The sequence below is a fragment of the Pseudomonas sp. B2021 genome (genome assembly GCF_018135665.1).
Taxonomy (GTDB): Bacteria; Pseudomonadota; Gammaproteobacteria; order Pseudomonadales; family Pseudomonadaceae; genus Aquipseudomonas; species Aquipseudomonas lactis.
Window position 1 is genome coordinate 1,134,028 of record NZ_SMOF01000001.1, and the last position, 20,553, is coordinate 1,154,580.

The 20,553-nt window shown below is 59.4% G+C and carries 20 protein-coding genes; 16 read left to right on the plus strand and 4 right to left on the minus strand.

The features are described from left to right. Positions 1-34: 34 nt before the first annotated feature. Positions 35-472 (minus strand): DUF1043 family protein, encoded by a 438-nt coding sequence (locus tag E1K68_RS05015; protein ID WP_003171734.1) that lies wholly within the window; start codon positions 470-472, stop codon positions 35-37. Between the two features lie 146 nt (positions 473-618). Here E1K68_RS05015 and E1K68_RS05020 point away from each other — a divergent pair, with 146 nt between their 5' ends. The 3 genes from E1K68_RS05020 (at position 619) to zapE (ending at position 3,794) form a co-directional block, all read left to right on the plus strand. Continuing rightward, positions 619-1,248: an alpha/beta fold hydrolase gene (locus E1K68_RS05020; protein ID WP_169913517.1), complete on the plus strand. Its 630-nt coding sequence runs from the start codon at positions 619-621 to the stop codon at positions 1,246-1,248. A gap of 16 nt (positions 1,249-1,264) precedes the next feature. Next, positions 1,265-2,620 (plus strand): tryptophan--tRNA ligase, encoded by a 1,356-nt coding sequence (locus E1K68_RS05025; protein ID WP_057710922.1) that lies wholly within the window; start codon positions 1,265-1,267, stop codon positions 2,618-2,620. A gap of 79 nt (positions 2,621-2,699) precedes the next feature. Next, entirely contained in the window at positions 2,700-3,794 is a 1,095-nt protein-coding gene (zapE, locus tag E1K68_RS05030; protein ID WP_003188500.1) for a cell division protein ZapE, read from the plus strand. Positions 3,795-3,932: 138 nt separating this feature from the next. On the opposite strand, the gene E1K68_RS05035 is transcribed toward zapE, so the two are convergent. Continuing rightward, positions 3,933-4,853 (minus strand): GlxA family transcriptional regulator, encoded by a 921-nt coding sequence (locus E1K68_RS05035; RefSeq protein ID WP_169855855.1) that lies wholly within the window; start codon positions 4,851-4,853, stop codon positions 3,933-3,935. 220 nt (positions 4,854-5,073) lie between these two features. Between E1K68_RS05035 and E1K68_RS05040 the strand changes: the two genes are divergently transcribed. Then, on the plus strand, positions 5,074-6,210 hold the full coding sequence (locus tag E1K68_RS05040) for an acyl-CoA dehydrogenase family protein (RefSeq protein ID WP_034134864.1): 1,137 nt from the start codon (positions 5,074-5,076) through the stop codon (positions 6,208-6,210). A gap of 137 nt (positions 6,211-6,347) precedes the next feature. Here the strand turns inward: E1K68_RS05040 and E1K68_RS05045 are convergent, their stop codons facing one another. Next, the gene (locus E1K68_RS05045; protein ID WP_003188506.1) at positions 6,348-7,388 is read right to left on the minus strand and encodes an NADP(H)-dependent aldo-keto reductase; all 1,041 of its coding nucleotides are present in this window, start codon (positions 7,386-7,388) and stop codon (positions 6,348-6,350) included. A 250-nt stretch (positions 7,389-7,638) separates the two neighbouring features. Here E1K68_RS05045 and rplM point away from each other — a divergent pair, with 250 nt between their 5' ends. From rplM to E1K68_RS05085, 8 genes are all read left to right on the plus strand, one after another. Continuing rightward, the gene (rplM, locus tag E1K68_RS05050; RefSeq protein ID WP_003188508.1) at positions 7,639-8,067 is read left to right on the plus strand and encodes a 50S ribosomal protein L13; all 429 of its coding nucleotides are present in this window, start codon (positions 7,639-7,641) and stop codon (positions 8,065-8,067) included. Between the two features lie 14 nt (positions 8,068-8,081). Continuing rightward, the gene (gene rpsI / locus E1K68_RS05055; RefSeq protein WP_002555064.1) at positions 8,082-8,474 is read left to right on the plus strand and encodes a 30S ribosomal protein S9; all 393 of its coding nucleotides are present in this window, start codon (positions 8,082-8,084) and stop codon (positions 8,472-8,474) included. Positions 8,475-8,740: 266 nt separating this feature from the next. After that, on the plus strand, positions 8,741-9,334 hold the full coding sequence (petA, locus tag E1K68_RS05060) for a ubiquinol-cytochrome c reductase iron-sulfur subunit (RefSeq protein WP_003188524.1): 594 nt from the start codon (positions 8,741-8,743) through the stop codon (positions 9,332-9,334). Beyond that, positions 9,334-10,545, plus strand: coding sequence for a cytochrome bc complex cytochrome b subunit (locus tag E1K68_RS05065; protein WP_003188526.1), 1,212 nt, complete (start codon positions 9,334-9,336; stop codon positions 10,543-10,545). The genes petA and E1K68_RS05065 overlap by 1 nt, the downstream gene beginning before the upstream one ends. Next, positions 10,545-11,324 (plus strand): cytochrome c1, encoded by a 780-nt coding sequence (locus E1K68_RS05070; RefSeq protein WP_212613845.1) that lies wholly within the window; start codon positions 10,545-10,547, stop codon positions 11,322-11,324. Before E1K68_RS05065 ends, E1K68_RS05070 begins: the two co-directional genes overlap by 1 nt. A 147-nt stretch (positions 11,325-11,471) precedes the next feature. Continuing rightward, entirely contained in the window at positions 11,472-12,089 is a 618-nt protein-coding gene (locus E1K68_RS05075) for a glutathione S-transferase N-terminal domain-containing protein (protein ID WP_003188529.1), read from the plus strand. Between the two features lie 17 nt (positions 12,090-12,106). Then, positions 12,107-12,526 (plus strand): ClpXP protease specificity-enhancing factor, encoded by a 420-nt coding sequence (locus E1K68_RS05080; protein ID WP_003188531.1) that lies wholly within the window; start codon positions 12,107-12,109, stop codon positions 12,524-12,526. Positions 12,527-12,685: 159 nt separating this feature from the next. After that, positions 12,686-13,435 (plus strand): FadR/GntR family transcriptional regulator, encoded by a 750-nt coding sequence (locus E1K68_RS05085; RefSeq protein ID WP_003188534.1) that lies wholly within the window; start codon positions 12,686-12,688, stop codon positions 13,433-13,435. Positions 13,436-13,576: 141 nt separating this feature from the next. Here E1K68_RS05085 and E1K68_RS05090 read toward each other — a convergent pair whose 3' ends face one another. Next, entirely contained in the window at positions 13,577-14,734 is a 1,158-nt protein-coding gene (locus E1K68_RS05090) for a hypothetical protein (RefSeq protein ID WP_057710924.1), read from the minus strand. Between the two features lie 233 nt (positions 14,735-14,967). Between E1K68_RS05090 and kdgD the strand changes: the two genes are divergently transcribed. From kdgD to garD, 4 genes are all read left to right on the plus strand, one after another. Further along, complete coding sequence (kdgD, locus tag E1K68_RS05095) at positions 14,968-15,879, plus strand: 5-dehydro-4-deoxyglucarate dehydratase (protein WP_003188537.1); 912 nt, start codon at positions 14,968-14,970, stop codon at positions 15,877-15,879. Between the two features lie 54 nt (positions 15,880-15,933). Then, entirely contained in the window at positions 15,934-17,379 is a 1,446-nt protein-coding gene (locus E1K68_RS05100; protein ID WP_057710925.1) for an aldehyde dehydrogenase family protein, read from the plus strand. A gap of 171 nt (positions 17,380-17,550) precedes the next feature. Further along, a complete protein-coding gene (locus E1K68_RS05105) occupies positions 17,551-18,915 on the plus strand; it encodes an MFS transporter (RefSeq protein WP_003188541.1) in 1,365 nt (454 codons plus the stop codon). Between the two features lie 10 nt (positions 18,916-18,925). Next, a complete protein-coding gene (gene garD / locus E1K68_RS05110; RefSeq protein WP_078802485.1) occupies positions 18,926-20,479 on the plus strand; it encodes a galactarate dehydratase in 1,554 nt (517 codons plus the stop codon). The last annotated feature ends 74 nt before the right edge of the window (positions 20,480-20,553 follow it).

Genomic DNA, 20,553 nt, shown 5'->3' on the forward strand with positions numbered 1-20,553 from the left:
GATCAGCCGGGCTTTTTTATTGCTCGAAGATGACTTACTTCTTCAAGCCGTAATGCTCATCCAACATGCCTGGGGCGTTCGGTGTTTTTGGCGCGTAGTCCCGTGGTGGCTCCTGGTTTTCCCGTGGTGGTGTCAGGCGTTCCCGTGGGGTTTGCGGTGCATCGGAATGCAGCGCGGCCAGCAGGCGCTGGCGGGTGATGTCGTCGAGGGCCAGGCGGTTAGCGCCATCGGCGAGGTGATCCTGTACTTCCTGGTAGCTCTGGGTGAGCTTCTTGACCAGGGTCGCGGTGCTGTTGAAGTGGGTAACAACCTCGTTCTGATAACTGTCAAAACGTTCCTGAATGTCATCCAGCTGACGCTGCGTGCGGTTAGGCGCGGCATTGGGCAGCAGGCGGGCAACCAGGAAACCAATGGCGACACCGGCAACCAGGGCAAGAGTCGGCAACAACCAAACTAAGAGCGAGTGTTCCACGAGTCCTTCCTCTATAAACGGCTTTGCTTTACGTTAACGGCTCAAACCTGCGCTGTATACCGCGATTAAGCTCGCAATGATGCCATGCACAGACTTTTAGCTAGACGAGTCGACCCCTTGAGAGGTCACGGAGTTCATCCTTGCTCATGCGTGAAACCCCCGTTTTGATCGATGGCCCGGTGGGCCAATTGGAAGCCCTGTACCTGGATCACCCCGAACCACGTGGCCTGGCGCTGGTTTGCCACCCTAACCCGGTGCAGGGTGGGACCATGCTCAATAAAGTCGTCTCGACCCTGCAACGCACTGCCCGCGATGCGGGTTTGATTACTTTGCGTTTCAATTACCGGGGCGTGGGTGCCAGTGCCGGTACTCACGATATGGCCACCGGTGAGGTCGACGATGCTGAAGCGGCCGCCACCTGGTTGCGGGAAAAGCACCCGGACCTGCCGATCACCTTGCTGGGTTTTTCCTTCGGCGGTTACGTGGCTGCCAGTCTCGGCGGGCGTTTGGAAGCCAAGGGCGAGAAGCTCGCGCACTTGTTCATGGTGGCTGCGGCGGTGATGCGCCTGGGCGAGTCGGACGTGCTGCCCCAAGGCTGCCCGTTGACCCTGATCCAGCCGGAAACCGATGAAGTTGTGGACCCGCAACTCGTCTACGCCTGGTCCGCCGCCCTGAAACGCCCCCATGAGCTGCTGAAAGTGGCAGAATGCGGACACTTTTTTCATGGCAAGCTGACCGATCTCAAGGATCTGGTGCTGCCACGCCTTTCGAATTGATGACAAGCGATCACCCATGACGACCCGTACCCGTATCCTCACCGGCATCACCACCACCGGCACGCCGCACCTGGGCAACTACGCCGGTGCGATTCGCCCGGCGATCCTCGCCAGCGAAGACGCGAATGCCGACTCCTTCTACTTCCTGGCCGACTACCACGCCCTGATCAAATGCGATGACCCGCAGCGCATCCAGCGCTCGCGTATGGAAATCGCCGCGACTTGGCTGGCCGGTGGCCTGGATGTGAACCGAGTGACCTTCTACCGCCAGTCGGACATCCCGGAAATCCCCGAGCTGACCTGGCTGCTGACCTGCGTTGCCGCCAAGGGCCTGCTCAACCGCGCCCATGCCTACAAGGCCTCGGTGGACAAGAACGTGGAAAACGGTGAAGACCCGGATGCGGGTATCAGCATGGGCCTGTACAGCTACCCGGTGCTGATGGCAGCGGACATCCTGATGTTCAACGCGCACAAGGTGCCGGTGGGGCGCGACCAGATCCAGCACGTGGAAATGGCCCGCGATATCGGCCAGCGCTTCAACCACCTGTTCGGCAACGGTAAAGAATTCTTCACCATGCCCGAGGCGCTGATCGAAGAAAGCGTGGCTACCTTGCCGGGCCTGGATGGCCGCAAGATGTCCAAGAGCTACGACAACACCATCCCGTTGTTCACCAGCGCCAAGGACATGAAGGACGCGATCTCGCGGATCGTCACCGACTCGCGCGCGCCAGGCGAAGCCAAGGACCCGGACAATTCGCACCTGTTCACCCTGTACCAGGCGTTCGCGACCAAGGCCCAGGAAGCCCAATTCCGTGGCGAGCTGCTAGAAGGCCTGGGCTGGGGCGAGGCGAAGAACCGTCTGTTCCAACTGCTCGACGGCCAGCTCGGCGAAGCGCGCGAGCGTTACCATCAATTGATGTCGCGCCCATCGGACATGGAAGACCAGCTGCAGGTCGGCGCCAAGAAGGCCCGCGCTGTGGCGGCACCGTTCCTGGCCGAGCTGCGTGAAGCGGTGGGCCTGCGTTCGTTCGTCAACCAGGCGGCGGCGCCGGTCGCCACCAAGAAAAAAGCAGCGAAGGCTGCGCGGTTTGTGAGCTTCCGTGAAGCTGACGGCAGCTTCCGCTTCCGCCTGTTGGCCGCCGACGGCGAGCAACTGCTGTTGTCGCGCAACTTTACCGATGGCAAAGCAGCCGGCGCGGTGACCAAGCAACTGCAAAGTGGTGATGCGCTGGACGTGCGCGCCGAGGCTCTGACCTTCAGCGTATGGCTGGACGGCGCCGCAGTAGCTGACAGTGCCGAGTACGCCGATGAAGCATCGCGTGACGCGGCCATCGAAGCCTTGCGCGCTGCGTTAGCCCCCATCGAGGATTAACCCGACCAAGGGTTGATTGCCATTATCCAGGGCCGTCGTTACAGTGTCGGCCCGTTTTTGTTGCCTTGCTAACGAAATTATGACGCCCCTAGAACGATATCAAGCTGATCTGAAACGCCCCGAGTTCTTCCATGACGCGGCCCAGGAAAATGCCGTGCGTCATTTGCAGCGCCTGTACGAGGACCTCGTAGCCGCGTCGCAAAGCAAGCCAGGGATGTTCAGCAAGCTGTTTGGCAAGAAAGACCACACGCCGGTCAAGGGCCTGTATTTCTGGGGTGGCGTGGGCCGTGGCAAGACTTATTTGGTAGACACCTTCTTTGAAGCGCTGCCGTTCAAGGAAAAGGTACGTACGCACTTCCACCGCTTCATGAAGCGCGTGCATGAAGAGATGAAGACCCTGCCGGGCGAGAAAAACCCGCTGACCATCATCGCCAAGCGTTTTTCCCAAGAGGCACGGGTGATCTGCTTCGATGAATTCTTCGTCTCCGACATCACCGACGCCATGATCCTCGGCACGCTGATGGAAGAGCTGTTCAAGAACGGCGTGACCCTGGTGGCCACGTCGAACATCGTGCCCGATGGCCTGTACAAGGACGGCCTGCAGCGTGCGCGCTTCCTGCCGGCCATTGCGCTGATCAAGCAGAACACCGATATCGTCAATGTCGACAGCGGCGTCGACTACCGCTTGCGTCACCTGGAGCAAGCCGAGCTGTTCCACTTCCCGCTCAACGAAGCCGCACACGAAAGCTTGAAGAAAAGCTTCCGCGCCCTGACGCCGGAATGCACCCAGGCGGTGGAAAACGACAAGCTGATGATCGAGAACCGCGAAATCATCGCACTGCGCACCTGCGATGACGTAGCCTGGTTCGAGTTCCGCCAACTGTGCGATGGGCCACGCAGCCAGAACGATTACATCGAGCTGGGCAAGATCTTCCACGCCGTGATCTTGAGTGGTGTGGAACAGATGGGCGTGACCACCGACGATATCGCCCGACGGTTCATCAACATGGTCGATGAGTTCTATGACCGTAACGTCAAGCTGATCATCTCGGCGGAAGTCGAACTCAAGGACCTCTATACGGGTGGTCGCTTGAACTTCGAATTCCAGCGCACCTTGAGTCGCCTGCTGGAAATGCAGTCCCACGAGTTCCTGTCGCGCGGGCACAAGCCTTAATCAATCTCCGGCTCAATGGAGATCTAATGTGGGAGCCGGGCTTGCCCGCGATGGGGGGGTATCAGTCAACTATAGGCTGGCTGATACACCGTCATCGCAGGCAAGCCAGCTCCCACAATGGTTTGTGTTGGCCTGGAGTCAGGCGGCCTGCTGAAATTGCTGGCGATACTGGTTGGGCGACAACTCCGTGTGCTGCCTGAACAACCGCGCAAAGAAACTCGCATCGTCGTAACCCACCTCATAACTGATGGTCTTGATGCTCTTGCGGCTGCCCGAGAGCAGGCCCTTGGCGGTCTCGATGCGCAGGCGTTGCAGGTAATGCAGCGGCTTGTCACCGGTGGCGGTCTGGAAGCGGCGCATGAAGTTGCGGATGCTCATGCCGTGTTCCCGGGCGACGTCTTCAAAGCGGAATTTGTCGGCAAAGTGCTCTTCAAGCCAATGCTGGATCTGCAGGATGATCACATCCTGATGCAGCTTCTGCCCGCCAAACCCGATACGCCCCGGTGAATAGTTGCGCTGCACTTCATAGAGAATGTCGCGGGCCACGGCCTGGGCGATGTTGGCGCCACAGAAGCGTTCGATCAGGTAGATATAAAGGTCGCAGGCCGAGGTGGTGCCGCCGGCGCAATACAGGTTGTCGGCGTCTGTGAGGTGCTTGTCCTGATTGAGCTGCACCTTGGGGAAGCGCTCGCTGAAAGCGTTGAAAAAACGCCAGTAGGTGGTCGCCTCCTTGCCATCGAGCAGCCCGGCTTCGGCCAGCCAGAACACCCCGGTGGCCTCGCCGCACAGCACAGCCCCGCGAGCATGTTGTTCGCGCAGCCACGGCAGCACCTGGGGGTAGCGGGTGCACAACACATCGAAGTCGTCCCAGAAGGCCGGCAGCACGATGATGTCGGCGTCTTCGAGGCCGCCGTCCACCGGCATGATCACATCGCTGAAGCTGCGCACGGACTGGCCGTCGGGGCTGACCAGGCGCGTTTCGAACCCTGGGGTCAGGCCCAGGCCTTGCTGTTTGCCATGGCGCAGGCTGGCGAGATGGAAGAAATCCTTGGCTTGCATGAGGGTGGAAGCGAATACCCGATCAATGGCCAAAATGCTGACTCGCCGCAACGGCGTGGAGATTTGGTTAGACATAATTTCATTTATTCTTATAGGGGAAAGTGGTCACCAGACGGCTGGATCGTCTTATTTTTTGTCGCATGTGTCCAGTGTCCCGTGACGCCTTCGGGGCATAGGCTCTGTGGGCTCGTCCTTGTCCGACAATCCACACAGGTGACCCATGATCCCCAGAACCTTGTTCAGCTCGGAGCACGAACTCTTCCGTGAGAGCGTGCGCACCTTCCTCGAAAAACACGCCGTGCCCTTCCATGGGCAATGGGAAAAGCAGGGCTATATCGACCGTAACCTGTGGAACCAGGCGGGGGAGGCGGGCATGTTGTGTTCCCACCTGCCAGAGGAATACGGCGGCCTGGGCGCGGATTTTCTCTACAGCGCGGTGGTGATCGAAGAGGTCAGCCGCCTGGGTTTGACCGGCATCGGCTTTTCCCTGCATTCGGATATCGTCGCGCCGTACATCCTGCATTACGGCAGTGAAGCGCTGAAGCACAAGTACCTGCCCCAGTTGATCTCCGGGGAGATGGTCACTGCCATCGCCATGACCGAGCCGGGCGCCGGTTCCGACCTGCAAGGGGTCAAGACCAGCGCCGTGCTGGACGGCGATGAGTACGTGATCAACGGCTCCAAGACCTTTATCACCAACGGCTACCTGGCCGATCTGGTGATCGTCGTCGCCAAGACCGACCCCAAGGCCGGCGCCAAGGGCACCAGCCTGTTCCTGGTGGAAGCCGATACGCCGGGCTTCGACAAGGGCAAGCGCCTGGAGAAAGTCGGCATGAAGGCCCAGGACACCTCGGAGCTGTTCTTCCAGGACGTGCGCGTGCCCAAGGAAAACCTGCTGGGCCAGGCGGGCATGGGCTTTGCCTACCTGATGCAAGAGTTGCCGCAAGAACGCCTGACCGTGGCGATTGGCGCGCTGTCCTCAGCCGAAGCGGCTTTGCAGTGGACCCTTGAGTACACCCGTGAGCGCAAGGCGTTCGGCAAGGCGATTGCCGATTTCCAGAACACTCGGTTCAAGCTGGCGGAGATGGCCACCGAGATTCAGATTGGCCGTGTTTTTGTGGACAAGTGCATGGCTATGCACCTGGAAGGCAAGCTGGACGTGCCTACCGCAGCGATGGCCAAGTACTGGGCCACAGACCTGCAATGCAAGGTGCTCGATGAGTGCGTGCAGTTGCATGGCGGTTACGGGTTCATGTGGGAATACCCGATTGCCCGGGCCTGGGCGGATGCGCGGGTGCAGCGCATTTATGCGGGGACCAATGAGATCATGAAGGAGATCATTGCGCGGGCGCTTTGATGTTTGGTGATGGATCGTTCCCACGCTCCGCGTGGGAACGCCTCATGTGACGCTCCGCGTCACGACTCTGAGAGCGGACGCAGAGCGTCCAAGGCGGCATTCCCACGCAGAGCGTGGGAATGATCAGTGCGGGTCAATCAGGGTGCCGGATTCGGATGATCCTTCTGAATCGCCTCAATCCCTTCCAACACCTCTTTCGACAATTTCAGATCGGCACTGGCGATGTTGCTGTCCAGTTGTTCCAGTGAAGTAGCCCCAATAATATTGCTGGTCACAAACGGCTGTTGCGTCACAAACGCCAGCGCCATCTGCGCCGGGTCCAGGCCATGTTCCCGCGCAAGAGCCACATAGCGGCTGCACGCCGCTTCCGACTGCGGGTTGAAGTAACGGCTGAAGCGGCTGTATTCAGTCAGGCGCGCCTTGGCCGGGCGTGCGCCATTTTCGTACTTGCCACTGAGCATGCCGAACGCCAAAGGCGAATAGGCCAGCAAGCCGCACTGTTCACGAATGGCAACCTCCGCCAGGCCCACTTCAAAGCTGCGGTTGAGCAGGTTGTAGGGGTTCTGGATCGACACGGCGCGCGGCCAGCCGCGGGCTTCGGCCAGGGCCAGGAACTTCATGGCGCCCCACGGCGTTTCGTTGGACAGGCCAATGTGGCGGATCTTGCCGGCCTTCACCTGTTCGTCCAGGGCTTCGAGCGTTTCCTCCAGTGGGGTGAGGTCGTCTTCGTCCTTGTGCTTGTAGCTCAACTGGCCGAAGAAGTTGGTGCTGCGCTCCGGCCAGTGCAATTGGTAGAGGTCGATCCAGTCGGTCTGCAGGCGCTTGAGGCTGGCGTCGAGGGCTGCGCCGATGTGCTGGCGGTTGTGGCGCAGGTGGCCATCGCGGATATAGTCGATGGTGTTGCCGGGGCCGGCGATCTTGCTGGCAAGCACCCAGTCGGCGCGGTCGCCACGGCTTTTGAAGTAGTTGCCGATGTAGCGTTCGGTGGTGGCGTAGGTGTCGGCCTTGGGCGGCACCGGGTACATTTCCGCGGTGTCGAGGAAGTTGATGCCTGCGGCCTTGGCCCGTTCGATCTGCGCGAAGGCCTCTGCCTCGCTGTTCTGCTCGCCCCAGGTCATGGTGCCCAACGCGATCGCGCTGACATTCAGATCGGTGCGGCCCAGCTGTCGGTAATCCATCGGGTACTCCTTCAGGGGAAAACAATCATAAAAGCAGGTTGAATTTTTTTTCGCAATCTGCATAATTGCCCACCTCTTTCTGCAGTGGAAGTGATGCGCCGCCTGCCGAAGAATCTTGCCGTTGAACGGACGCGCCGACCCGAGCCCCCGATAGCGTCTGTATCCGGCTGCCTTTGACCTTGTCAAAGTACGCACTATTCAGTAAGATCCGCCGTCTAAATTTACAGGCGGCCCCTGAGGCTATTAAAGAATGACAACTTTTACTGCAAAACCGGAAACAGTTCAGCGCGACTGGTTTGTCGTCGACGCCGCTGGTCAGACCCTGGGTCGTCTGGCCACTGAAGTCGCCAGCCGTCTGCGTGGCAAGCACAAGCCTGAATACACCCCGCACGTTGATACCGGCGACTACATCGTCATCATCAACGCTGAGCAGGTTCGTGTAACCGGCAACAAAGCAAGCGACAAAATGTACTACCGTCACTCCGGTTTCCCAGGCGGTATCAAGTCTTCCAACTTCGAAGGCCTGATTGCCAAGAAGCCTGAAGCCCCGATCGAAATCGCGGTCAAAGGCATGCTGCCTAAGGGCCCACTGGGTCGCGATATGTTTCGCAAGCTGAAAGTCTATGCGGGCGCTGTACACCCTCATGCTGCTCAGCAGCCCCAAGAACTGAAGTTTTAACGGAATAGTTCATTATGTCGGCGACTCAAAATTACGGCACTGGCCGTCGCAAAACCGCAACCGCACGCGTTTTCCTGCGTCCGGGCACTGGTAACATCTCGATCAACAACCGTTCCCTGGACAACTTCTTCGGTCGCGAAACTGCCCGCATGGTAGTTCGTCAGCCGCTGGAATTGACCGAGACCGTTGAAAAGTTCGACATCTACGTCACCGTTATCGGTGGCGGTGTAAGTGGTCAAGCTGGCGCAATCCGCCACGGTATCACTCGCGCTCTGATGCAGTACGACGAAACCCTGCGTGGCGCTCTGCGCAAAGCTGGCTTCGTGACTCGCGATGCTCGTGAAGTTGAACGTAAGAAAGTCGGTCTGCGTAAAGCGCGTAAGCGTCCGCAGTACTCGAAGCGTTAATTCGCTTTACGTTCCACAAGAACGCCCAGTCTCCTCACGGAGCTGGGCGTTTTTTATTGCCTGCGATTTATGCACATTTTTCGCCGTGACAACTTGCCACATCCGTAGACCCCCTATACTACAAGGCCTGGAGGCGGAGCCCCGGGCAATTCCCTTGTCATACGTGGGGCTTTTCATTACCATCCGTCAAAATTTTTATAAGTAAAGATTCAACACTTAGTAGACGCCTGATTTAACAGGCCAAAAAGCTGATGGGAGAGGACTGAATGAGCAATGACGGCGTGAATGCAGGCCGGCGTCGCTTCTTGGTAGCAGCCACATCCGTGGTGGGTGCTGCAGGAGCGGTGGGGGCTGCGGTCCCGTTCGTGGGGTCATGGTTTCCCAGTGCCAAGGCGAAAGCCGCAGGTGCACCGGTGAAGGTGAATGTCAGCAAGATCGAGCCAGGCCAGCAGATGATTGCTGAATGGCGCGGCCAGCCGGTTTTCATTGTTCGTCGTACCGAGGAAATCCTGGGGAATCTGAAGAAGATCGAAGGCCAGTTATCTGACCCGACATCGGAAAAGTCCGACCAGCCCGCCTACGCCAAGAACGAAGCGCGTTCGATCAAGCCAGAGATTCTGCTGCTGGTTGGTCTGTGTACCCACCTGGGTTGCTCACCTACCTTCCGCCCGGAAGTGGCGCCTGTCGACTTGGGCAAAGACTGGGTCGGCGGTTATTTCTGCCCGTGCCACGGTTCCCACTATGACCTCGCTGGCCGCGTCTACAAATCCCAGCCCGCGCCCCTGAACCTGCCGGTTCCTCCTCACAATTACGAATCTGACGACATCATTGTCATTGGCCTCGACAAGGAGAACGCGTGATGAGCAAGTTCATGGATTGGGTGGATGCGCGCTTCCCCGCCACTAAAATGTGGGAAGACCATCTCAGCAAATATTACGCGCCGAAAAACTTCAACTTCTTCTACTTCTTCGGCTCCCTGGCCCTGTTGGTGCTGGTCAACCAGATCGTCACTGGCGTGTGGTTGACGATGAGCTACACGCCGTCGGCGGAAGAAGCGTTTGCTTCTGTCGAATACATCATGCGTGACGTCGAGTACGGCTCGATCCTGCGCCTGCTGCACTCCACCGGCGCGTCGGCGTTCTTTATCGTCGTCTACCTGCACATGTTCCGCGGCCTGCTCTACGGCTCGTACCAGAAGCCTCGTGAGCTGGTGTGGGTCTTCGGCATGTTGATCTACCTGGCGCTGATGGCCGAAGCCTTCATGGGCTACCTGCTGCCCTGGGGCCAGATGTCGTACTGGGGCGCCCAGGTGATCATCTCGCTGTTCGGCGCAATCCCGGTGATCGGCAACGACCTGACCCAGTGGATTCGTGGTGACTACCTGATCTCCGGCATCACCCTGAACCGCTTCTTCGCCTTGCATGTGGTGGCCTTGCCGATCGTGATCCTGGGCCTGGTGGTACTGCACATCCTGGCGCTGCACGAAGTGGGTTCCAACAACCCGGATGGCGTGGACATCAAGAAGCACAAGGACGAGAACGGCATCCCGCTGGATGGCATTCCGTTCCACCCGTACTACACCGTGAAAGACATTGTCGGCGTAGTCGTGTTCCTGTTTGTGTTCTGCTCGATCGTGTTCTTTTTCCCGGAGATGGGTGGTTATTTCCTGGAGAAGCCTAACTTCGAACAGGCCAATGCCTTCAAGACACCCGAGCACATTGCCCCGGTCTGGTACTTCACGCCGTTCTACGCGATCTTGCGCGCGATCCCCGACAAACTCATGGGCGTGATCGCCATGGGCGCGGCCATCGCGGTGCTGTTCGTGCTGCCGTGGCTCGACCGTAGCCCGGTCAAGTCGATGCGCTACAAAGGCTGGCTGAGCAAGATCTGGCTGTGGGTGTTCTGCATTTCGTTCGTGATCCTGGGCGTGCTGGGCGTATTGGCGCCTACCCCTGAGCGCACGTTGCTGTCGCAGGTCTGCACCTTCCTGTACTTCGCCTACTTTATTCTGATGCCGTTCTATACCCGGCTCGAGAAGACCAAACCGGTTCCGGAAAGGGTGACTGGCTGATGAAAAAATTACTCGTTGCATTCGTGCTTGCGGCACTGCCGCTACTGTCCTTCGCCGCCGAACATGGCGCAGAGCTGGAAAAAGTCGATATCGATGTGTCTGACAAAGCCGCCATGCAGGATGGGCTGCGTACATTCACCAACTACTGCATGGGGTGCCACAGCGCCAAGTTCCAACGGTATGAGCGCGTTGCCGATGACTTGGGCATTCCCCATGAAGTGATGCTCAGCCACGCGGTGTTCACGGGTGCCAAGATCGGCGACCACATGAACATCGGCATGCAGCCGGCCGAAGCCAAGACCTGGTTCGGCGCCGCACCGCCCGACCTCACCCTGGTGGCCCGTGTACGCGGTACCGACTGGCTCTACGGTTATCTCAAATCCTTCTACGAAGACCCTGCGCGCCCCTATGGCGTGAACAACAAAGTCTTCCCGAACGTCGGCATGCCGAACGTTCTGGTCGGCCTGCAGGGGCGCCAGGTGGTAGGATGCAAGCAGGTTCAGGTCGTTGAAGACGGCAAGAAGCAATATGATCCGTTGACCGGCACGCCGCTGACCCATGAAGCGTGCGATCAACTGACCATCGTGCCCAAGACCGGTACGCTGAACGAAGAGCAGTTCGACGAGAAGGTCAAGAACCTGGTGACCTTCCTGGCCTACTCGGCCAACCCGGTCAAACTGCAGCATCAGCGTATCGGTACCTACGTCTTGCTGTACCTGGCTTTCTTCTTCGTATTCGCTTATTTGCTCAAGCGTGAATACTGGAAGGATGTGCATTGATCCAACCGTAAGCAATTGCTGTTAATCTTGCGCGCCCAGCGGCATCTCTGAACACGTAGCGCCGGTTTGAACCGGTCGTTACAGGGATGCTTCTGGGCGCGCTCGTTTTTGAGCTTTCGATAATTTCAACAAGCGAGGAGGACCGCCATGGGCGTGACCAATCGGTTGGCCTGTTACTCCGACCCCGCCGACCACTATTCCCACCGAGTACGCATCGTGCTCGCAGAGAAGGGTGTCAGCGCCGAGATCATCAGTGTGGAGGCGGGCCGTCAGCCGCCGAAGCTGATCGAAGTGAACCCTTACGGCAGCTTGCCCACCCTGGTCGATCGTGACCTGGCGTTGTGGGAGTCGACCGTGGTGATGGAATACCTGGATGAGCGTTACCCTCATCCGCCTTTGCTGCCGGTGTACCCGGTGGCGCGTGCCAACAGCCGCCTGCTGATCCATCGGATCCAGCGTGACTGGTGCGGGTTGGTGGATGTGATCCTGGATTCGCGTTCCAAAGAAGCCGCTCGTGTGCAGGCGCGCAAGGAATTGCGCGAGAGCCTGACCGGCGTTTCGCCGTTGTTCGCCGATAAACCTTTTTTCCTCAGTGAGGAACAAAGCTTGGTGGATTGCTGCCTATTACCCATACTCTGGCGCTTGCCGATTCTGGGCATTGAACTGCCACGGCCGGCCAAGCCGTTGCTTGATTACATGGAGCGCCAGTTTGCGCGTGAGGCTTTCCAGGCGAGTCTGTCTGGCGCCGAACGCGATATGCGCTAAGGCTTAAGGAGCCGTTGATGAACTCCAGTCGACCTTACCTGGTCCGCGCGCTCTATGAGTGGATTGTGGACAACGATTGCACCCCGCACATGCTGGTCAATTCCGAATTTCCTGCGGTTCAGGTACCCCAGGGTTTTGCCAGTGACGGGCAAATTGTGCTGAACGTATCGCCCAGTGCCGTGCGCCACCTGCACATGGACAACGAAGCGGTGAGCTTCGAAGGGCGTTTCGGCGGTGTGCCCCATACGCTGTTCGTGCCCATCGGTGCCATCCTCGGGATCTACGCCCGGGAAAATGGCCAGGGCATGGTGTTCGATCTGGAGTCGCCTTTAGAGGATGACGAAACGATTGAAGGCGAAGACGGTGATGATGTACCGCCACCGGATGCCGAGCCGCCGCGCCCTAGCGGTCGGCCAAGCTTGAAAGTGGTGAAGTAGGCGGATTTCGCTTACAGACCCATCTGAAAAATGCCTCGACAGCTGTCGGGGCATTTTTTTTGCGTGAAGGATATGGATGAAAGTCGCGCCAGAACGGTGATCGTACAACCACCATGGGCTATGATGCGGTCTTCAGTTCGTCGAGAAAGATGGTTCATCATGGAAAACGCCAGCGCCGCCCCACGTCTTCCCCGCAAGCGCCGCAGCCTTGCCCAGGAATTGGTCACGGTGTTGTCCGAGCAGATCCGCGATGGCCAGCTCAAACGCGGCGACAAGTTGCCCACCGAGTCGGCGATCATGGATGCCCACGGCGTCAGTCGGACGGTGGTGCGTGAAGCCATCTCGCGCCTGCAAGCGGCGGGGCAGGTCGAGACTCGCCACGGTATCGGCACCTTCGTGCTGGACACGCCAAGCCCCAGCGGTTTTCGCATAGACCCTGCCACCGTGGTGACCTTGCGTGATGTGCTGGCGATTCTGGAGTTGCGTATCAGCCTGGAAGTGGAGTCTGCGGGCCTTGCTGCCTTGCGCCGCAGCGATGAGCAACTGGCGGCCATGCGCGCGGCCCTCGATGCCTTGAATGAAAGTGCGGCCCACGCTGGCGATGCGGTGGCGTCGGATTTTGCCTTTCATCTGGAAATTGCACTGTCTACCGGTAACCGCTACTTCACCGACATCATGACCCACCTGGGCACCAGCATCATTCCGCGTACCCGCCTGAATTCGGCGCGCCTGGCCCATGATGATCAACAGCACTACATGAGCCGCTTGAGCCGCGAACACGAAGAAATCTATGAGGCGATTGCCCGCCAGGATTCGGATGCGGCACGGGCGGCGATGCGCTTGCATTTGACCAACAGTCGCGAGCGACTGCGCCATGCCCATGAAGAGGCAGAGGCGCAGCGGGGCTGATCGTTCCCACGCTCTGCGTGGTAACGCCTCTATGGACGCTCCGCGTCCCGATGCGCGTGAATTTCTCAAGCCCTCGCAGGGCGACGCGGAGCGTCATAGGCTGTATTCCCACGCAGAGCGTGGGAACGATCATGCCAGCCGTTAGTTGGCGGGTTGGTTTGGCTTGTAGTCCTTAAGCAATAAGTACGTGCTCCACCCCCACCAATCATTAGTCCAGTGCTTGTCGTTCAAATCATTGACGTCCTTGCGCCGCAGCACCTTGTCCCCCTCCATCTTGAACAGCGGCGAGAAGTTATTCGCCGGGTTTTGCGCGGCGTTCAGGTCGGGCACATACAGCGGTGCCTTGAACTCAGCTGGGGAGGGCGCGATGCCGCTGATGAAGGTTTCGAAGATCTCATCGGCCGAGGCCTGTACGGCCCCTTTGACCTGCACGCGATTGTCGGCGTCGATGCTGTCGAAGTAGCGCTTGTCGCCGTAGGCATGCCACTGAGCGCCCATGGCATTGCGCACCTTGAGCCCGAATTTACTGTCTTCATCGTGCATGAAGCGGCTGATCAGCGAGCCGAGTTCTCCTGGCGTCACCACTGCCGCCAGTTGTTTGCGCGGTACCCGCAGGTGGCCGGCGGAAAACAGGTCGGTCAAAAAGTGATCGGCAAAGCTGTTCATGGCGTAAGCCAATTCCAGGGCCTGGTCGGTGCCGGTCTGATGAGCCACCACGGCCTGTTGCAGAGCCGCTGCGTGACCGGCCAAATAGGCGGACAGGGCCCATTCACCGAAGTGGTCGGCGTTGTCCGCTGCCAGCTTCAGGTAGCGGCCCAACGGTACGAGGGCCGAAACAGCACTGCCGCCGCCGGTTATGCGATTCCACTCCTCGGACAACGTATCTCCCAGGGCGTCATAGGCTTCATGAGGCTGTTTGCCGTCCTTGATCGCCTGGTTGACGGCGTTGATCTCCTTTTGCATCACCGCCAGGATCTTCTGCGCTTCTTCCCGTGAAGCAGGCAACACGGCGAGAGAATTGAACGCCGCGGTGAAGCGTTGCACGCGCTCGGTCGGAGAATTGCCATCGCTGATCGGTTGGCCGGGGATGCCATAGAAGTCGCCGCCCAGGGCGATCACTTGGCCATAGGTCAGCGCAAGCCCGTTGGGCAGGTGCAGTTCGACTTGGCGCGCAGGAATGGCCGAGGCGTCCTTGCTGAAGCGAAGCAGGGTGTCATCGCCGATGGCGGTGTGTTCACCGCCTTCGAAGCGCAGGGTAGGCGGAGTTTTTTCGGGTGCTGCGAGTTCAAGACCTGACATGTTAGCTCCTTGCTATGTCGTAGGAATCTTCCGTGATAACTGTATGTATATACAGTCAACTGAATCATAGGTGAGAAATTTCCTACGTCAAGAGCCGCGTCTTAAGCCCTCGTTGGATTACGCCGGATGAATTGCAGTTGACGAATTTATTTATAGTTGTACGATGACGTACGACATCATCAAAACCAACAACAACCTTTCGTAAGAAAGTCTTCGCCCAGGGTGTTCGAATAATGAATCCACAAGAACTGAAGTCCATCCTCTCCCACGGTCTGCTGTCTTTCCCAGTGACCGATTTCAACGCCCAGGGTGATTTCCACCAGGCGGGTTACATCAAGCGCCTGGAATGGCTGGCCCCTTATGGCGCCAGCGCCTTGTTCGCCGCGGGTGGCACAGGTGAGTTTTTCTCCCTGGCGGCCAGCGAATATTCCCAGGTGGTGAAAACCGCCGTGGATACCTGTGCGTCCAGCGTGCCGATCCTGGCCGGTGTAGGCGGTGCCACCCGCCAGGCCATCGAGTACGCCCAAGAGGCCGAACGCCTCGGCGCCAAAGGTTTGCTGCTGCTGCCGCACTACCTCACCGAAGCCAGCCAGGACGGGGTTGCCGCCCACGTTGAAGCCGTGTGCAAGTCGGTCAAGATCGGCGTGGTGGTGTACAACCGCAACGTCTGCCGCCTGACCGCACCGCTGTTGGAGCGTCTGGCCGAGCGCTGCCCGAACCTGATCGGCTACAAGGATGGCCTGGGTGATATCGAGTTGATGGTGTCGATCCGCCGTCGTCTGGGCGACCGTTTCAGTTACCTCGGTGGTTTGCCGACCGCAGAGGTTTACGCCGCAGCCTACAAGGCCCTGGGCGTGCCGGTGTACTCCTCGGCGGTGTTCAACTTCATCCCTAAGACCGCGATGGATTTCTACCACGCCATTGCCCGCGAAGATCACGCCACCGTTGGCAAGATCATCGACGACTTCTTCCTGCCGTACCTGGATATCCGTAACCGCAAGGCTGGTTACGCGGTGAGCATCGTCAAGGCTGGTGCGAAAATCGTCGGTTATGACGCCGGCCCCGTGCGCACGCCACTGACCGACCTGCTGCCGGAAGAATACGAAGCCCTTGCTGCGCTGATCGACAAGCAAGGCGCGCAATAAATTATCCACAAGGCCGCTGAGCAATCAGCGGCCTTTTGCGTCAGGAGAAGATTCGTGTCCCAAGCAAAGCGTTTTGAAAACTACATCAATGGCCAATGGGTAACCGGCGCCGACTACTGCACCAATATCAACCCGTCGGATGTGTCCGACGCCATTGGCGAATACGCCAAAGCCGACGTGGCCCAAGTCAACGCGGCCATCGACGCTGCCCGCGCCGCGTTCCCGGCGTGGTCCACCTCCGGTATCCAGGCGCGTCACGATGCGCTGGATAAAGTCGGCAGCGAAATCCTCGCCCGTCGTGAAGAACTCGGAACCTTGCTGGCCCGGGAAGAGGGCAAGACCCTGCCCGAAGCCATTGGCGAGGTGACCCGCGCCGGCAATATCTTCAAATTCTTCGCCGGTGAATGCTTGCGCCTGTCGGGCGATTACGTGCCGTCGGTGCGCCCGGGCGTCAACGTTGAAGTGACCCGCGAAGCCCTCGGTGTGGTGGGCCTGATCACTCCGTGGAACTTCCCGATTGCCATCCCCGCGTGGAAAATCGCCCCGGCCCTGGCCTACGGCAACTGCGTGGTGATCAAGCCTGCCGAACTGGTGCCGGGCTGTGCCTGGGCCTTGGCGGAGATCATCTCCCGCGCCGGCTTCCCTGCCGGTGTGTTCAACCTGGTGATGGGCAGTGGCCGTGTGGTCGGCGACGTGCTGGTCAACAGCCCGAAAGTCGATGGCATCAGTTTCACCGGGTCTGTGGGCGTTGGGCGTCAGATCGCCGTCAGCTGTGTCTCGCGCCAGGCCAAGGTGCAGTTGGAAATGGGTGGCAAGAACCCGCAGATCATTCTCGACGATGCCGACCTCAAACAAGCTGTCGAGCTGTCGGTCCAGAGTGCGTTTTACTCCACCGGCCAGCGTTGCACCGCCTCGAGCCGTTTGATTGTTACTGCCGGGATTCACGACCAGTTCGTCGCCGCCATGGCCGAGCGCATGAAGTCGATCAAGGTCGGCCACGCGTTGAATAGCGGCACCGACATTGGCCCGGTGGTGTCCCAGGCCCAGTTGGATCAGGACATGAAATACATCGACATCGGCCAGAGCGAAGGCGCCCGGCTGGTGAGCGGTGGCGGCCTGGTCACCTGCGACACCGAAGGCTATTACCTGGCGCCCACACTGTTTGCCGACAGTGAAGCGGCGATGCGCATCAGCCGTGAAGAGATCTTCGGCCCGGTGGCCAACGTGGTGCGCGTGGCCGACTACGAGGCCGCGCTGGCCATGGCCAATGACACCGAGTTCGGCTTGTCGGCCGGCATCGCCACCACCTCGCTCAAATATGCCAACCACTTCAAGCGACACTCCCAGGCCGGGATGGTGATGGTCAACCTGCCGACGGCGGGGGTGGATTACCACGTTCCATTTGGTGGCCGTAAGGGCTCATCCTACGGTTCGCGTGAGCAAGGTCGCTATGCGCAAGAGTTCTACACCGTGGTGAAAACCAGCTACATCGGTTCGTAACACGCAGCACCCTGTGGCACCGGCCTTATGTGGGAGCTGGCTTGCCTGCGATAGCATCACCTCGGTCTAGCTGACACACCGAGGTGCCTGCATCGCGGGCAAGCCCGGCTCCCACAGGAAAAACAAAAAATCATTACCCGCAAAAAAAATAATTAGTGGGAGTACTTCTACATGCAAGCGACCAAGCCGACCCACGTCCGCTATTTGATCCTGCTCATGCTGTTCCTGGTGACCACGATCAACTACGCCGACCGGGCCACCATCGCTATCGCCGGCTCCAGCCTGCAAAAAGACCTCGGTATCGACGCGGTCACCCTCGGTTATATCTTCTCTGCATTCGGTTGGGCCTACGTGGCCGGGCAAATTCCCGGTGGCTGGCTGCTCGACCGTTTCGGCTCGAAAAAAGTCTATGCCCTGAGCATCTTCACCTGGTCGCTGTTCACCGTGCTGCAAGGCTACGTCGGTGAGTTTGGCGTCTCCACTGCGGTGGTCGCGCTGTTTATGCTGCGCTTCATGGTGGGCTTGGCCGAGGCGCCGTCGTTTCCGGGAAATGCCCGTATTGTTGCGGCGTGGTTTCCTACGGCTGAACGCGGCACTGCGTCGGCGATCTTCAACTCGGCCCAGTACTTCGCCACGGTGCTGTTCGCGCCCTTGATGGGCTGGATCGTCTATCGCTTCGGCTGGCAGCACGTGTTTATTGTGATGGGCGTGATCGGCATTGTGTTCTCGCTGATCTGGCTGAAAGTTATCCACAGCCCGCGCCAGCATCCGATGATCAACGAGGCCGAGTTCAATCACATCGCGGCCAATGGCGCGATGGTCGATATGGACCAGGACAAGGGCAAGGGCAAGAAAACCGACGGGCCGAAGTGGGATTACATCCGCCAGCTCCTGACCAACCGCATGATGCTCGGCGTCTACCTGGGCCAGTACTGCATCAACGGCATCACCTACTTTTTCCTGACCTGGTTTCCGGTGTACTTGGTGCAGGAGCGTGGCATGACCATCCTCAAGGCGGGTTTCATTGCTTCGTTACCGGCGATCTGCGGTTTTATCGGCGGGGTGCTCGGTGGGGTGATTTCCGACTACCTGCTGCGCAAAGGCCATTCGCTGACCTTCGCGCGCAAGGCGCCGATCATCGGTGGCCTGCTGATTTCCAGCAGCATCGTGGCCTGCAATTACGTAGACATCGAATGGATGGTGGTGGGCTTCATGGCCTTGGCCTTCTTCGGCAAAGGCGTTGGCGCACTGGGTTGGGCGGTGGTGTCCGACACCTCACCGAAACAAATCGCCGGGCTCAGTGGCGGCTTGTTCAACACCTTCGGTAACCTGGCGTCGATCACCACGCCGATTGTGATTGGCTACATCATCAGCACCACCGGCTCGTTCAAATGGGCCCTGGTGTTCGTTGGCGCCAACGCGCTGGTGGCGGTGTTCAGTTACCTGGTGATTGTCGGCCCGATCAAGCGTGTGGTGCTCAAGGAGCCGCCTACCCAGGGCCCTGAGTTGACCAACCTTTCTCAAGCGCATTCCTGAGGTTCGTGTGATGCAGTTGATTGAACATGCCGACTCGCCGCGCTCGATCCGTTTGCACGAGCGCGACAATGTGGTGATCGTGGTGAACGATCAAGGGGTGCCCGCCGGTACCGAGTTTCCCGACGGCCTGGTCACCGTGGATTTCATCCCGCAGAGCCACAAGGTGACCCTGGAAGACATCCCCGAGGGCGGCCAGATTATTCGCTACGGCCAGACCATCGGTTATGCCCTGGCGCCGATTCCCCGCGGCAGTTGGGTGCAGGAGGACCAGTTGCGCATGCCCACCGCACCGCCGCTGGACAGCTTGCCGCTGTCCACCGAGGTGCCTGAAACCCAGGCACCCCTGGAGGGGTTTACCTTCGAGGGCTATCGCAATGCGGACGGCACCGTGGGCACGCGCAATATCCTCGGCATTACCACTACCGTGCAATGCGTCACGGGCGTGCTGGACCATGCGGTCAAGCGCATCAAGGACGAGTTGCTGCCCAACTACCCGCATGTCGATGACGTGGTGGCGCTGACCCACAGCTATGGCTGCGGCGTGGCGATTACGGCGACGGATGCCTACATCCCCATCCGCACCGTGCGCAACCTGGCGCGCAACCCCAACCTGGGCGGCGAAGCCTTGGTGATCAGCCTGGGCTGCGAAAAGCTCCAGGCCGGCCAGGTGATGCACGACAACGACAGTTCTGTAGACCTGAGCGAGCCGTGGCTGTATCGCCTGCAGGATTCCAGCCACGGCTTTACCGAAATGATCGAGCAGATCATGGCCCTGGCCGACGTGCGCTTGAAAAAACTCGACCAGCGTCGCCGCGAAACCGTGCCGGCCTCCGAGTTGATCCTGGGCATGCAGTGCGGCGGCAGTGATGCGTTTTCCGGGATCACTGCCAACCCGGCGCTGGGCTATGCCTCGGACCTATTGCTGCGCGCCGGCGCGACGGTGATGTTTTCCGAAGTGACTGAAGTGCGCGATGCGATTTACCTGCTGACTTCACGCGCGCAAAACGAAGACGTCGCCCGCGAGCTGGTCAGGGAAATGGACTGGTACGACCGTTACCTGGCCAAGGGCGAGGCGGACCGTAGCGCCAATACTACGCCGGGTAACAAGAAGGGCGGGCTGTCGAATATTGTCGAGAAGTCGTTGGGCTCCATTGTCAAATCCGGCAGCAGTGCGATCAACGGTGTGCTTGGCCCTGGGGAACGCTTCAAGGAAAAGGGCCTGATCTTCTGCGCCACACCGGCCAGTGATTTTGTCTGCGGCACCTTGCAACTGGCGGCGGGGATGAACCTGCACGTGTTCACCACCGGGCGCGGCACGCCGTACGGGCTGGCGATGGCACCGGTGGTGAAGGTCTCCACCCGCACCGAGCTGGCCCAGCGTTGGCCGGACCTGATCGATATCGACGCCGGGCGCATTGCCACGGGGCGCGCGAGCATCGAGGAGCTGGGGTGGGAGCTGTTCCACTTCTATCTGGATGTGGCCAGCGGCAAGAAGCAGACCTGGGCAGAGCGGCACAAGCTGCATAACGACATCACGCTGTTCAACCCGGCGCCGATTACCTGAAACCAGGCGCTAACCCTGTAGGAGCGAGCTTGCTCGCGAAAAACGTCAACGATAACGCGTGTTAACTGAATGAA

What these genes read in the sequence shown, in the direction of transcription:
- E1K68_RS05020 (WP_169913517.1), top strand. Translation starts at nt 619, where the DNA reads ATGCGTGAAACCCCCGTTTTGATCGATGGCCCGGTGGGCCAATTGGAA.
- E1K68_RS05025 (WP_057710922.1), top strand. Translation starts at nt 1,265, where the DNA reads ATGACGACCCGTACCCGTATCCTCACCGGCATCACCACCACCGGCACG.
- zapE (WP_003188500.1), top strand. Translation starts at nt 2,700, where the DNA reads ATGACGCCCCTAGAACGATATCAAGCTGATCTGAAACGCCCCGAGTTC.
- E1K68_RS05035 (WP_169855855.1), bottom strand. Translation starts at nt 4,853, where the DNA reads ATGCAAGCCAAGGATTTCTTCCATCTCGCCAGCCTGCGCCATGGCAAA.
- E1K68_RS05040 (WP_034134864.1), top strand. Translation starts at nt 5,074, where the DNA reads ATGATCCCCAGAACCTTGTTCAGCTCGGAGCACGAACTCTTCCGTGAG.
- E1K68_RS05045 (WP_003188506.1), bottom strand. Translation starts at nt 7,388, where the DNA reads ATGGATTACCGACAGCTGGGCCGCACCGATCTGAATGTCAGCGCGATC.
- rplM (WP_003188508.1), top strand. Translation starts at nt 7,639, where the DNA reads ATGACAACTTTTACTGCAAAACCGGAAACAGTTCAGCGCGACTGGTTT.
- rpsI (WP_002555064.1), top strand. Translation starts at nt 8,082, where the DNA reads ATGTCGGCGACTCAAAATTACGGCACTGGCCGTCGCAAAACCGCAACC.
- petA (WP_003188524.1), top strand. Translation starts at nt 8,741, where the DNA reads ATGAGCAATGACGGCGTGAATGCAGGCCGGCGTCGCTTCTTGGTAGCA.
- E1K68_RS05065 (WP_003188526.1), top strand. Translation starts at nt 9,334, where the DNA reads ATGAGCAAGTTCATGGATTGGGTGGATGCGCGCTTCCCCGCCACTAAA.
- E1K68_RS05070 (WP_212613845.1), top strand. Translation starts at nt 10,545, where the DNA reads ATGAAAAAATTACTCGTTGCATTCGTGCTTGCGGCACTGCCGCTACTG.
- E1K68_RS05075 (WP_003188529.1), top strand. Translation starts at nt 11,472, where the DNA reads ATGGGCGTGACCAATCGGTTGGCCTGTTACTCCGACCCCGCCGACCAC.
- E1K68_RS05080 (WP_003188531.1), top strand. Translation starts at nt 12,107, where the DNA reads ATGAACTCCAGTCGACCTTACCTGGTCCGCGCGCTCTATGAGTGGATT.
- E1K68_RS05085 (WP_003188534.1), top strand. Translation starts at nt 12,686, where the DNA reads ATGGAAAACGCCAGCGCCGCCCCACGTCTTCCCCGCAAGCGCCGCAGC.
- E1K68_RS05090 (WP_057710924.1), bottom strand. Translation starts at nt 14,734, where the DNA reads ATGTCAGGTCTTGAACTCGCAGCACCCGAAAAAACTCCGCCTACCCTG.
- kdgD (WP_003188537.1), top strand. Translation starts at nt 14,968, where the DNA reads ATGAATCCACAAGAACTGAAGTCCATCCTCTCCCACGGTCTGCTGTCT.
- E1K68_RS05105 (WP_003188541.1), top strand. Translation starts at nt 17,551, where the DNA reads ATGCAAGCGACCAAGCCGACCCACGTCCGCTATTTGATCCTGCTCATG.
- garD (WP_078802485.1), top strand. Translation starts at nt 18,926, where the DNA reads ATGCAGTTGATTGAACATGCCGACTCGCCGCGCTCGATCCGTTTGCAC.